Annotated in this window: 10 protein-coding genes; 4 read left to right on the top strand and 6 right to left on the bottom strand. The window is 73.7% G+C overall.

From position 1 onward, the window contains the following. Positions 1-94 precede the first annotated feature (94 nt). Positions 95-1,738 (top strand): GMC oxidoreductase, encoded by a 1,644-nt coding sequence (locus ABT299_RS13890; RefSeq protein WP_500250975.1) that lies wholly within the window; start codon positions 95-97, stop codon positions 1,736-1,738. Positions 1,739-1,794: 56 nt separating this feature from the next. Here the strand turns inward: ABT299_RS13890 and lon are convergent, their stop codons facing one another. Beyond that, a complete protein-coding gene (gene lon / locus ABT299_RS13885) occupies positions 1,795-4,191 on the bottom strand; it encodes an endopeptidase La (RefSeq protein ID WP_190868548.1) in 2,397 nt (798 codons plus the stop codon). A gap of 166 nt (positions 4,192-4,357) precedes the next feature. Here lon and ABT299_RS13880 point away from each other — a divergent pair, with 166 nt between their 5' ends. After that, a complete protein-coding gene (locus tag ABT299_RS13880) occupies positions 4,358-4,921 on the top strand; it encodes an NUDIX hydrolase (protein ID WP_500250974.1) in 564 nt (187 codons plus the stop codon). Here the strand turns inward: ABT299_RS13880 and ABT299_RS13875 are convergent. Then, positions 4,842-6,140, bottom strand: coding sequence for an alkyl sulfatase dimerization domain-containing protein (locus ABT299_RS13875; protein ID WP_500250973.1), 1,299 nt, complete (start codon positions 6,138-6,140; stop codon positions 4,842-4,844). The genes ABT299_RS13880 and ABT299_RS13875 overlap by 80 nt on opposite strands. A gap of 151 nt (positions 6,141-6,291) precedes the next feature. On the opposite strand from ABT299_RS13875, the gene ABT299_RS13870 reads away from it, so the two are divergent. Then, complete coding sequence (locus ABT299_RS13870) at positions 6,292-7,548, top strand: RsbRD N-terminal domain-containing protein (RefSeq protein WP_500250972.1); 1,257 nt, start codon at positions 6,292-6,294, stop codon at positions 7,546-7,548. A 790-nt stretch (positions 7,549-8,338) separates the two neighbouring features. On the opposite strand, the gene ABT299_RS13865 is transcribed toward ABT299_RS13870, so the two are convergent. The 4 genes from ABT299_RS13865 to ABT299_RS13850 all read right to left on the bottom strand — a co-directional run bounded on the left by ABT299_RS13865 (position 8,339) and on the right by ABT299_RS13850 (position 11,499). Continuing rightward, complete coding sequence (locus ABT299_RS13865) at positions 8,339-9,262, bottom strand: bifunctional helix-turn-helix transcriptional regulator/GNAT family N-acetyltransferase (RefSeq protein ID WP_387023755.1); 924 nt, start codon at positions 9,260-9,262, stop codon at positions 8,339-8,341. Positions 9,263-9,353: 91 nt separating this feature from the next. After that, complete coding sequence (locus ABT299_RS13860; RefSeq protein WP_500250971.1) at positions 9,354-9,704, bottom strand: DUF3817 domain-containing protein; 351 nt, start codon at positions 9,702-9,704, stop codon at positions 9,354-9,356. Between the two features lie 90 nt (positions 9,705-9,794). Continuing rightward, positions 9,795-10,151, bottom strand: a complete 357-nt coding sequence (locus ABT299_RS13855; protein WP_500250970.1) for a hypothetical protein — start codon at positions 10,149-10,151, stop codon at positions 9,795-9,797. 70 nt (positions 10,152-10,221) lie between these two features. Next, the gene (locus tag ABT299_RS13850) at positions 10,222-11,499 is read right to left on the bottom strand and encodes a citrate/2-methylcitrate synthase (protein WP_500250969.1); all 1,278 of its coding nucleotides are present in this window, start codon (positions 11,497-11,499) and stop codon (positions 10,222-10,224) included. Between the two features lie 67 nt (positions 11,500-11,566). Between ABT299_RS13850 and ABT299_RS13845 the strand changes: the two genes are divergently transcribed. Continuing rightward, positions 11,567-12,808 (top strand): hydroxymethylglutaryl-CoA lyase-like TIM-barrel protein, encoded by a 1,242-nt coding sequence (locus ABT299_RS13845; protein WP_500250968.1) that lies wholly within the window; start codon positions 11,567-11,569, stop codon positions 12,806-12,808. Positions 12,809-12,846 lie beyond the last annotated feature (38 nt).

Below are 12,846 nucleotides of genomic sequence, written 5' to 3'. Positions count from 1 at the left end.
GCGCATGATTCGGCCGTGATCGGAGTCACATCCGATCGCGGGTGGCCGGCGCGAGGCCCCCTCACGGAATGCCATCAGTGAGAGAGGTTGCGTCATGGCCGGTCATGGGCGGCAGCATGCCGTGGATTCGGGGATCACCCGCCGCCGGTTCCTCACCGGGGCCGGGGTCGCGGCCGGAGCACTGCTCCTGCCCGCGTGGCGGACCGCCGCCGCGGCCGCGCCGGACAAGGCGATCGCGGACGGCGACCGGGTTCCCGCGCTGGTCATCGGCAGCGGCTACGGCGGCGCCGTCGCCGCGCTGCGGCTGACCCAGGCGGGCGTCCCGACCCACATCGTCGAGATGGGACAGAGCTGGACGGCGCCCGGCTCGGACGGGAAGGTCTTCAGCTCGCTGCTCAGTCCGGACGGGCGGTCCTACTGGTTCCGCACCCGGACCGACCAGCCCGTCGGGTACTTCCTCGGCGTCGACGCCAACAAGAACATCGACCGGTACGCGGGCGTCCTGGACTCCGAGGCGTTCGCCCACACGCGCGTCTACCAGGGCCGCGGCGTCGGCGGCGGCTCGCTGGTGAACGGCGGCATGGCCGTCACGCCCAAGCGCGCGTACTTCGAGGAGATCCTGCCGTCGGTCGACGCGAACGAGATGTACGGCACGTACTTCCCGCGCGCGAACGCCGCGCTCGGCGTCAACGCCATCGACACGTCCTGGTTCGAGTCCACGAAGTGGTACAAGTTCGCGCGCGTCGGCCGGGACAGCGCCCAGGCGGCCGGGTTCGGGACCACGTTCGTCCCCAACGTCTACGACTTCGGCTACATGAAGCAGGAGGACGCCGGCACCAAGCCCAAGTCGGCGCTCGCGCAGGAGGTCATCTACGGCAACAACTACGGCAAGCGCTCGCTGGACAAGACCTACCTCGCCGCGGCGGCGGCGACCGGGCGGCTCACCATCAGCCCGCTGCACACCGTCACCGGCGTCGCGCCCGCCTCGGGCGGCGGCTACACGGTGGAGATGACGCAGATCGACACGGCCGGCAACACCGTCGCGCGCAAGACCGTCACCGCGGACCGGGTGTTCTTCGCCGCGGGCAGCGTCGGCACGCCCAAGCTGCTGGTCGCGATGAAGGCGCAGGGGCGCCTGCCGAACCTGCCCGACGCGGTGGGCGACGGCTGGGGCAACAACGGGAACGTGATGGTCGCCCGCGCCAACCACATCTGGGACACCACCGGGGCCGACCAGTCCACGATCCCGGCGATGGGCATCGACAACTGGAGCGACCCGAACGGCCCGGTCTTCGCCGAGATCGCCCCGTTCCCGGCGGGCACGGAGCTGTGGGTCAGCCTGTACCTGGCGATCACGAAGAACCCGAACCGGGCGAGGTTCACCTTCAACTCGGGCACCGGCAAGGTCGACCTGTCGTGGCAGTCGTCGTGGACGCAGCCGTCCATCGACGCCGCCAAGCGCGTCTTCGACAAGATCAACAGCAAGGCGGTCACCGTCTACCGGTCGGACATGTTCGGCGTCAACAAGGTCTGGGGCGACGACTTCGTCTACCACCCGCTCGGCGGCTGCGTCCTCGGCAAGGCCACCGACGCCTACGGGCGGCTGCCCGGCCACCCCGGCCTCTACGTGGTCGACGGCTCGCTCGTCCCCGGCAGCACCGGCGTCAACCCGTTCGTCACCATCACCGCGCTGGCCGAGCGGAACATCGAGAAGATCATCAAGACCGACCTGGCCTGAGAACGCCGAACGCCCGCACCGGTGGATTCCGGTGCGGGCGTTCCGCGTTCGCCGGGTCAGACCGCCACGGGCGTGGTGGCCGGCTCCAGCGCCAGCTCCAGCACCTCGCGGACGTCGCTGACGGCGTGGACCGTCATGCTGTCCAGCACCTCGGCCGGGACGTCCTCGAGGTCCGGCTCGTTGCGCTTCGGCACGATCGCGGTGGTGATGCCGAGCCGGGACGCGGCCAGCAGCTTCTGCTTCAGGCCCCCGATCGGCAGCACCCGCCCGGTCAGCGACACCTCACCGGTCATCGCCACGTCCGACCGGACCGGCCGCCCCGACAGCAGGGACGCCAGCGCCGTCGTCATGGTGATGCCCGCGCTCGGGCCGTCCTTCGGGATCGCGCCGGCGGGCACGTGGACGTGCACGCCGCGGTCCTTCAGGTCGCCGACCGGCAGCTCCAGCTCCGCGCCGCGCGAGCGCAGGTAGCTGAGCGCGATCCGGGCCGACTCCTTCATGACGTCGCCGAGCTGCCCGGTCAGCGTCACGCCGGTGTCCCCGGTCTCCTTGTCGGCCAGCGACGCCTCGATGTAGAGGACGTCGCCGCCCGCGCCGGTGACCGCCAGGCCCGTCGCGACGCCCGGCACGCCCGTCCGCCGCTCCGACCTGCTGAGCTCGACCTCCGGGGTGAAGCGGGGCCGTCCCAGGTAGTCCTTCAGGTCGTCCGCGCCGATCGCGACCGGCAGCTCCGCCTTCTCCAGCGCGACGTTCGCGGCGACCTTCCGCAGCACCCGCGCGATCGACCGGTCCAGCGACCGGACGCCCGCCTCGCGGGTGTACTCGGCGGCCAGCAGGCGCAGCGCGTCGTCGCCGAACGTCACCTCCGACGGCTCCAGCCCGGCCTTGTCGAGCTGGCGCGGCAGCAGGTGGTCGCGGGCGATGGTGACCTTCTCGTGCTCGGTGTAGCCGTCCAGCTGGACGAGCTCCATCCGGTCGAGCAGCGGCCCGGGGATCGCCTCCACCACGTTCGCGGTCGCGAGGAACAGCACGTCGCTCAGGTCGAGCTCGACCTCCAGGTAGTGGTCCCGGAACGTGTGGTTCTGCTCGGGGTCGAGGACCTCCAGCAGCGCCGCCGTCGGGTCGCCCCGGTAGTCGGCGCCGACCTTGTCGACCTCGTCCAGCAGCACGACCGGGTTCATCGAGCCCGCCTCGCGGATCGCCCGGACGATCCGTCCCGGCAGCGCCCCCACGTAGGTGCGCCGGTGGCCGCGGATCTCCGCCTCGTCCCGCACGCCGCCGAGCGCGACGCGCACGAAGTTGCGCCCCATGGCCCGCGCGACCGACTCGCCCAGCGAGGTCTTGCCGACCCCGGGAGGACCGGTCAGCGCCAGGACGGCGCCGCTCCGGCGCCCGCCCACGACGCCGAGGCCGCGGTCCTCGCGGCGCTTGCGCACCGCCAGGTACTCGATGATGCGCTCCTTGACGTCGTCGAGGCCGGCGTGGTCGGCGTCCAGGATCTTCCGCGCGCCCGCGATGTCGTAGGCGTCCTCGGTCCGCTCGTTCCACGGGATGTCGAGGACGGTGTCCAGCCACGTGCGGATCCAGCCGCCCTCCGGCGAGGCGTCGGACGACCGCTCCAGCTTGTCGACCTCCTTCAGCGCCGCCTCGCGGACCTTCTCGGGGAGGTTCGCGGCCTCGATCCGGGCGCGGTAGTCGTCCTCCTCGCCGGCGGGGTCGCCGTTCAGCTCGGCCAGCTCCTTGCGGATGGCCTCCTGCTGCTGCCGCAGCAGGAACTCCCGCTGCGTCTTCTCCATGCCCTCCTGGACGTCCTTGCGGATCGTCTCCGCGACGTCCAGCTCGGCGAGGTGGTCGCGCGTCCAACCGATGACCAGCTCGAGCCGCTCGACGACGTCGACCGTCTCCAGCACCTCGACCTTCTGCTCGGTCGTCAGGTACGGCGCGTACCCGGCGTTGTCGGCCAGCGTCGAGGGGTCGTCGATCTGCTGCACCACGTCCACGACCTGCCACGCGCCGCGCTTCTGCAGGATCGCGCTGACCAGGCCCTTGTACTCCTTGGCCAGCTCCTGCGCGCGGCCGCTCGCCGGCGGGGTCTCGATCGCCGTGCCCTCGACCCACAGGGCCGCGCCCGGCCCGGTCGTCCCGGTCCCGATCCGCACCCGCTGCACGCCCCGGACGACCACCCCGGGCTCACCGCCCGGCAGCCGCCCCTCCTGCTCGATGACGCCGAGCGTGCCGACGGCGGCGTACTGCCCGTTCACCCGCGGGACCACCAGCACCCGCGGCTTGCCCGCCGACCGGATGCCGGGGCCCTTGGGCTGCGCCACCGCCTTGGCCGCTTCGACGGCCGCCCGCACCTCGCCGCTCTCGGACAGGTCGAGGGGCACCACCATGCCCGGCAGAACGGCCCCGTCGTCCAGGGGCAGCACCGGCAGCGTCAGGGTCTCGCTCATGCTCAGCTCCAAGTCCTTCGTCGCGGCCCCCTCGGGAGGGACCGTCCCGGTCGCCCGGGAACCCAACACCAAGTTGAGTCATACTCACTCAAGAAAACGGAGCAACTAATAATTTCCTCAGCAACGTTCGCTCTCAGCGATCACCGGCCCGGCCTACCCTGACCCCATGAGCCGGACCTTGGCGACGGACGCGAACGGCAACGCCCTGACCGCGTTCCTGCCTGCCGTATCCACGTCCAACGCGCCGGCCGACGCCCCGATGCCCGCCGCCTTGGCCGCCGTCCGCCACGGGACGTCCGTCCTCCTGGTCTTCGACCGCCACCGCCGCCAGCGGGAACTCCCGGGCGGCCGGATCGACCCCGGCGAGACGCCCTGGCAAGCGGCCGTCCGGGAACTCCGCGAGGAGACCGGCCTCGACCTCCCCGCCCTCGCCCTCGCCGGCCACGCCCGCTTCCGCCTCGTCGACCCGCCCCGCGACGAGTACGCCGCCGTCTACACGGGCCAGGTCACCGCCCGCCACCGGTTCGTCCCGAACGAAGAGATCAGCGCCGTCCATTGGTGGAACACCACCACCGCGCCTCCCCCGAACGCCCAGCCCCTCGACACGACCCTCGCCCTCCTCGCGACTTCCCCGAGCCCGGCCGGTGCGGTCAGGAGATCAGCTTGCCGACGGTGGCGGGGGTGTCGGGCCGGCCGGTGGCGCGGCGGGACTCGTCGGCCGCCCATTTGAAGACGCCGGTGGCCATGAGGGACGGCTCGGACTCGGCGCGGGCGGCGTAGACCTCGGCGCGGGCCTCGTGCAGGGACGCGTCGCCGGGGTCGGCCTGGACGGCCATCTCCGCGAGGTGGGCGGCGAGGCGCAGGTCGCCGCCGTCGGCGGCGCGGCGAGCGGCGTCGGCGACCTTGGCGGCGCCGCCGGCGAGGGCCGCGACGGCGCGGGCGAGGTCGGCGTCGCGGGCGGGCTTGAGGTGGGCGGGGTTGCCGTCGTACCAGCCGCCGTACATGCGCCACAGGTTCCGCACGATGAACTCGGGCTCGTCGTACTTGGCCTGAAGGTAGACGCGGTCGGACAGGTGCGCGGGCGGGGCGACGGCGTGGACGATGTCGTCGAGGCGGCGGCCCTCGTTCAGCATCGCGAGGGTCTGGTCGACGATGCTCTCGAGCCATTCGGCGGTCTCGGTGAGGGCCTGCGCGATGCGGTCCGCGCCGAAGACGGGGGCGCCGTGCGACGGCATCATGATCTCGGCGCCGAGGGCCGCCATGCGGCGCAGGGCGTGCGCCCATTCGCGCGGGTACCGCTGCACCTTCTGCGGGTTGCCGCAGTTGGGGGTGAGCCAGATGAACAGGTCGCCGGGCAGGAGCAGCCTGTACTCGGGGACGTAGGCGACGGTGGCGTCGTCGGTCTCGCCCTTGGCGTGGAAGAGGTCGAAGGTGAGGCCGGCGCGGGTGACGGTCAGCGCGTCGCGGTAGGTGACGTCGGGCTGCCGGTACTCGGTGGGCCAGCGCAGGCCGGGGGCCTGGAACTGGCGCTGGTTGATCACGGAGTTGTAGCCGGCGGTGAGGACGTAGCGGTCGAAGCGGTCGCGGACGAGCTCGTGCGCGACGACCTGGGGGCGCGGTCCGTCCTCGGCGTCGAACGGGCCCATGCCCATGACGTGGTCGATGTGGCCGTGCGAGTAGAACGCGAGCGTGAGCGGGTCGGACGTCCAGGCGCGGACGCGGTCGTGCAGCCTCGCGGCGGTCATCTGGTTGCCGGTGTCGAACAGCATCAGCTCGCCCCGGCCGCGGAAGGCGATGACGTTGCCGAAGCCGGGCTGCCAGCCGAGGCCGTCGGCGATCTCGATGACGCCGGAGCCGCCCATGCCCGTGTGGACGATGCTGTCGTCGGCGGCGCCGCGCCAGACCCGGTCCGCGTAGTCCTTGATGTCCGCGTGGTTCTCGATGTCCATGGCGGGGCTCCGTTCGGGCGGCGGGTGGTGGTACGGATCACCCTGCTGCGGGACGGTGCACCGCGACAACCGGCGCTTCTCCCGCGTTCGTCCGGTTCGGCTGTGACATGTCACAATCGGCGGCGGGGAGGTCGCCATCGAGAAGGACCGGGTGCGGCGGGTCGCGGCGGACCTGGCGGCGCGCTGCGAGGGCCAGGTGAACCGGCTCGCGCGGGAGCTGACGCAGCGGCGCTTCGCCGCGATCCCCGAGTACGCGGACCTCCCGGCGGACATGCGGGACGTGGAGATCGCGGCGACCGCGCGGCACGCGATCAGGCGGTTCCTGCGGTTGGCCGAGGGCGCGCCGGCGGACGAGGACGACCTGCGGCTTTTCCGCGAGCGCGCCGCGCAGCGCGCCGAGGAAGGCATGCCGCTCGCGAACCTGCTGGCCTCGTACTACATCGGCGCCGAGGTCGTCTGGGACGCGCTGGTCGCCGAGGCCCGCCCGGACGAGCTGGCCGCGCTGCCGATGCTGGCGCGGCTGCAGCTGCGCGGCACCAACCGGGTCGTCGGCGCGGTGACGGAGGCGTACCAGGCGGAGCGGGCGGCGATCCTGGACGAGCGCCGCGAGGCCGTCCGGGAGGTGGCGCGGGCGCTGCTCGCCGGGGAGCCGGCGCGCGCGACGGCGGACCGGTTCGGGATACCGCTCGCGGACGCCTACCTGGTGCTGCACCTGCGCTTCGCCGCCACGGGCGTGGGCGCGGGTGCCGCGGGCGCGGGCGCTGCCGCTGACGCGGGCGCTGCCGCGGGCGCGGGCGGCGCCGCAGGCGGCGCGGGCATCGCCGAGCGCCGCGTGCTGCGGCGGATCCGCGCGGGCCTCGAAGGGTTCGGCGAGGGGACGCCGCTGCTGCTGCGGGACGAGCGCGGCGTGCACGTCCTGCTGCCGTCGGCCGCGGCGGAACGCCTTCCCGAACTGGCACGGCTGCTCACCGGGGCGGGCACCGCGGCCGGGCCGGTAATCGCCGGCGCGGCCCGCTCCGAGGGCACGGCGGACGTCCCGGACGCGTCCCGGCGGGCGGCCCGGATCGCCGGCATCGCGGAGGCCGCCGGGCGCCTCGCGGGCGTGTACGAGCTGGGCGACGTGCTGCTCGACTACCACCTGACCGGTCCCGGCGACAGCGGCCCCGCCGTCGCCGCCGTCCTGGACCCGCTCGGCGCGCGCCCCGAGCTGCTGGACACGCTCCGCGCCTTCCTCGACGCGGACATGGACCGCCGCAGGGCGGCCGCCGCGCTCGCCGTGCACCCCAACACCGTCGACAACCGGCTCGCCCGCATCGCCCTCCTCACCGGAGCCGACCCGCGCACCACGCGCGGCGTGCTGCTGTGCGCCGCGGCGCTCACGCTCCGTGGCCGGGACCGCCGGGCGTAACGGATCATCCGGCTGTCACCGGGCAATGCCCCGGCAAAGTCCGCCGCGCGATCACGATTCTTTGCGCACCCCCGGTTTACGCCCTCATGACGTGCGGGTACTTACCGCAACGAGTTCGTGACACACGGTGAACGCCAAGCCCCTGGGACGGCAAAGTCCCAGGTCGGATCGGGGAGGTGGGCGATGAAGGGCACACAGCGTGAGCACCGCCCCGCCGGTCCCGCGCACCGTTCGCCGCACGGCCCGGCCGGAGCGGCCGAGGGCGTTCCCGTCACCGGCCGGCAGGGCACGCGGCGTCCCCCGACGCGCGCCCTGCCGGCCGGTCACGGCGACACACCTCGGGTCCTCGGCCGCCCCGGACCGGACCGGGCCTCCCGTCGCGACCGCCATCGGGCGCCGGTGCCGTACGCCCCCGCGGCGCCGGCGCCCCTCACCGCCGGGCCGGCGGCCCCGCCGACCTGCGCCGCCGGCCCGGCCCCAACGCCCCCGTTCGATCGGGCGCCCCTGCGGTGCCCGCCCCCTGAAGCCGGACGGGCCGTCACGCCCCCGTCCGGCCGGGCACGGAAGGGAGGTGGGAATCAGCCCCGATCCGAGCCGGCGCCATGCCGGTGCACCAGGCGGCCGGAACTCCGTCCGACCCCCGTCCCGGCCGCCCACACGCAGTAAGGGATCGCTGCGGAGCCGAGCCCGTGAAGGCAAGAGCGCCTTCACGGGCCTCGGTTCGTTCGCGGGGAGCCCTCGGAGATACGTGGAAAGCCCTCGTAGATTCGTGGGAAGCCCTCGGAAAGGGTCAGAGCTTCTTGCGCCAGACCTGGCCGTGCACCACGTCGCCGAAGCGGGCGACCGGCGGCTCCTCCTCTTCCAGGATGAACCCGGCCCGCTCGTAGATCCGGTGCGCGGGCCGCTGCAGCGCCGTCGTCCACAGCATGATCTCGCGGTATCCGGCGTCCGTGGCGAACCGGCAGCACTCCTCGACCAGCGCCGCGCCGACGCCCATGCCCCGCGTGACGGGCTCGACGTGCAGGAGCCGCAACTGGGCCACGTCCTCCTCGCGCCGGACGCAGAACACCGCGCCGACCCGCTCGCCGCCGGCCTCGGCGATCCAGGCGCACTCCCGCTCGGGGTCGTGGTCCTCGACGTAGCCGGCGACGACGCGGGCGACGAGCGCCTCGTAGGTGCGGTCCCAGCCGCACTCCTCGGCGTAGAGGGCGCCGTTGCGCTCCACGACCCACCCGAGGTCGCCGGGGCCCAGCGGCCGCAGGACGGCGCCGTCCGGGCGGGCGCGTTCACCGAGGATCCCCTGCACCGTGCGCATCGCGGCGAGGAGCCGGCGGCGGTCGTCCTCGGCGAGGCCGTCCAGCAGCGCGCGGATCTCGGCGCTGGACCGCTCGTCGAGCATCGCCTGCACCTCGCGGCCCCGGCCGGTGAGCCGGACGATCTGCCGGCGCGCGTCGCCGGGCGCGCGTTCGCGGACGACCAGGCCGTCGTTCTCGAAGCGGGTCAGCATCCGGCTGAGGTAGCCGGGGTCGAGGTCGAGGGTGCGCCGCAGGGCGAGCACCTCGGTGTCCTCCCGCTGCGCCAGCTCGAAGATCACCCGGGCCTCGGTGAGGGAGTAGGGCGAGCGCACCAGGCCCTCGCCGAGCACTCCGATCACTCCGGTGTAGAACCGGTTGAACGCGCGGACCGTGCCGACGTCCGCCGCCGTCGCCTCCATGCTCGCCCTCCCACGTTTGACTGAGTCAAACGCTACTCCCGGGCAGGCCCGCGGATCCAGCCCCCGGAGGGGGCCGGTGCGGGAAGGAGGGTCAGGCGCGGGTCGAGTCGGCGCCGGTCGGCTCGGGTTCGGCCGCCGCCGCGGGCCGCACCTCGCGCGCCTCGGTGACGATCTTGCGCTCGACCCAGAACGTCATCAGCGGCACGACGCCGCCGAGCACGATCAGCACCATCTTGGTCAGCGGCCAGTCCGCCCGTCGCCACACGTCGTAGGCGGCGACGAGGTAGACCATGTAGAACAGCCCGTGGACGGGCGCCACGATGCCCGCCAACGCGGGCATGTCGGTCGGACCGTACTTGAGGATCATGCCGATCACCAGCAGCACCAGGAGGCTGCCGACGAGCAGGGCGAGGATCCGGTACCGGGTCACCGCGCCTTCCACAGTTCACACCCTTTCATCGGCCGGCCGCTTCCGGCGGCCCGCACACCTCGGACGGCCCCGCGGCGGCCGGGGCGCCCGCCGGCGGCGCGGTCAGCCGCGCCGGTCGGTCTGGGAGTTGAGCCGCGCGAGGTAGCGGTTGTAGGCCGCCAGCGCGGGGTCCTCCTCCTCCTGCCGCCGGATGATCTCGCGCTTGACCGCGGCCTCCGCCGGCTCCTCGATCACCTTGGGCGCCGGGGTCACGCCGGCCTTCTCGTCGCGGATCATCTTGACCCACATCACGATCACGAAGATCGCGAAGATCGGCCATTCGAACGTGTACGCCCAGCTGCGGTCGTTGCCCTCCTGGGCGCGGTCGTACTGCCACCAGCCGAAGGCGATGAACGCGCCGCAGAGCACGACCGCGATCGCATGCAGGCCGAGCCAGGCCGGGGTGAGGAACCGTCGCACGTCAACGAGCGTACCCCCGGTCCCGCGCCGGCCGTGCACAACCCCCGGACGGCCGCGGGCACGGCGGTGGTCAGCGCGAACGCCCGGGCCGGCGCGGCGCGGAGGCGGCGTCCGGAAGCGGCGGCCCGGTGTAGACGGCGCGCGGGCGCAGCGGGTGCGCGCCGCCGTACTCCTCGATGGCGTGCGCGAGCCACCCGGCGGTGCGCGCGACCGCGAACACGGCCTCGCCCGCGCCCGGGACGAACCCGGCGACCGCGCCGAGCGCCGCCACCGCGAAGTCGATGTTCGCCGAGGGCAGCCGGCGCCGCTCCGCCTCGTCCAGGACGGCCTCGGCGGCGGCGAGCCGCGGGTGCCCCGGCGCCGCCGCGCGGACCAGGTCCAGCAGCAGCGTCGCGCGCCCGTCGCCCGACTTGTACACCACGTGCCCGAACCCGGGGACGCGCTCGCCGGCGCGCAGCCGCGCGCCGACCGCCTGGGCGGCCGACGCGGGGTCGGCCACCTCCGCGATCAGCCGTTCCGCCCCGTAGGACGCGCCGCCGTGCAGCGGCCCGCTGAGCACGCCGAGCCCGGACGCGACGACGGCGTACGGGTCGGCCCGCACGGACGCGGCGACCCGCGCGGCCAGCGTCGAGGCCGCCAGCTCGTGGTCGGCCAGCAGGATCAGCGCCGCCTCCAGCGCGCGCAGCGTCCCCGCCTCCGCCGGCCGCGGGCACAGCCGCCCCCACAGCCGAGCGGCCACCCCCTCCCCGCCGAGCGGCGGCGAGCCGCTCCCGTGGGCGCGGCCGGCGGGTGGGAGGGCGTCGACGAGGCCGGTGATGAGAGAGCGGGCGGTGGCGGTGACGCCCTCCGTGTCGAGGTGGTGGCGGAGGGGGTCGGTTGCGGCGAGCGCGGCGACGATCACCTGGAGGCGGTCCATCGGGAGCAGTTCCTCGGGCAGGCCGGACTGCGCGGCGACGGCCGCCGCGACGCCCTCGTCCCGCGCCCGCCACGGCACCTCCGCCGGCTCGTCGCGGCCCGTCCAGAGCCAGCCGGCGACCTGCTCGAACGACCCGTGCTCGGCCAGGCCGAGCACGTCGCGGCCCCGGTAGTAGGGGCGGTCCGCGCCGAGCGCCGTGATCGCCGACTCGATCGCCAGCTCCCCCGGGCCGGGCCCGCGGCGGGGCCTGCCGCGCCGGGCCAGCTCCTCGACCTGCGCGGCGTCGAACAGGCTGCGGCGGCCGTCGGGGGCGTGCCGGCGGCGCAGCACGCCGCGGCTCACGTAGGCGTACAACGTGGCGGGCTTCACACCGAGCCGTTCGGCGGCCGCCGCCGCGTCGATCCACCCGCCCACCTGGTCGTTCTCGCCCATGCCCGCTCCATCGACATTGATTTTCGTCAATATTGATACATATGGATCCCACTGTCAATCTGAGGGCATGCCACAGATTCACTTCCTCGACGTCACCAACCGCGACGGCGTCCAGACCGCCCGGACCGGGCTCTCGAAGTTCGGCAAGACGATGGTGAACTTCTACCTGGGACGGCTCGGTGTCGCGCAGTCCGAGATCGGCTTCCCGTTCCTGTTCCACGAGGTCCCCTACGTCCGGGCGCAGATCGCGCTGGCGGAGGCGGGCGCGTTCGGCGACCTGCGGCTGTCCGGCTGGTGCCGGGGCGTGCCTCAGGACGTGGAGAAGGCCGTCCAGGTCCGGGCGGGCGGCACCGGGCTCGCGCACTACAACCTGTCCATCTCCACCTCGGACTACATGCTCGCGAACAAGTTCCGCGGGAAGCTCGACCGCGACGCCGTCATCCGCGAGATGGCCGCGGCCGTCCGCGCGGCCAAGGCGGGCGGCGCGCGGACCGTCGGCGTCAACGCCGAGGACGGCTCCCGCACCGACGACGGGTTCCTCACCGAGTTCGCGCTCGCCGCGAAGGAGGCCGGCGCCGACCGGGTCCGCTACTGCGACACCATCGGCGGCGACACCCCCGACCGCATCCGCGAGCGCTTCGCCAAGCTCGCCTCCGCGATCGGCATCCCCGTCGAGACGCACTGCCACAACGACCTCGGCCTCGCCGTCGCCAACTCCATCCACGGCGCGCTCGGCGACCTGCAGGCCGGGCAGGACGCCTGGATCAACACGTGCGTCAACGGGATCGGCGAGCGGTCCGGCAACGCCGACCTGCTGTCGACCATCCTCGCGTTCCGGCACGCCTTCGACCCGCAGGTGACCGGCGCCGAGATCGGCGACCCGATCGACCTGTCCTGGGCGCGCCGCTTCGCGCTGTGGGCGAGCTACGCCTTCGGCCAGCCGCTCCCCTACAACCAGGTCGGCGTCGGGCGGAACGCGTTCGCGCACGAGTCCGGCATCCACGCCGACGGGGCGTTGAAGGACCACGGCAACTACGAGCTGTACGACGAGGAGACCCTCGGCCCGTTCCCCGACGACTGGCACGCGCGGCCCGGACGCGTCGTCCTGACCGGCGAGTACGGCGGCAAGGCCGGGTTCCGGCACGTCATGGACGGCCTCGGCGTGGAGCCCGCCGACGAGGAGCTGTCGTTCAGGCTCGTCCAGCTCTGCAACGCCCAGACGGGCCGCCCCCTCACCGACGACGAGCTCCGGCTCATCGCGCGGTACCCCCGCGAGCTGGCCCTTCTGTTCCCGGGGACCATCGAGTGATTCGCCGGTTCCGGCGCTTTTGTCGCTGGTGATCTCTA

The sequence above is a fragment of the Spirillospora sp. NPDC000708 genome (assembly GCF_040299565.1).
Taxonomy (GTDB): Bacteria; Actinomycetota; Actinomycetes; order Streptosporangiales; family Streptosporangiaceae; genus Spirillospora.
The sequence above is the reverse complement of the archived record's forward strand: the minus strand, read 5'-3'. Positions and strand labels throughout refer to the sequence as shown.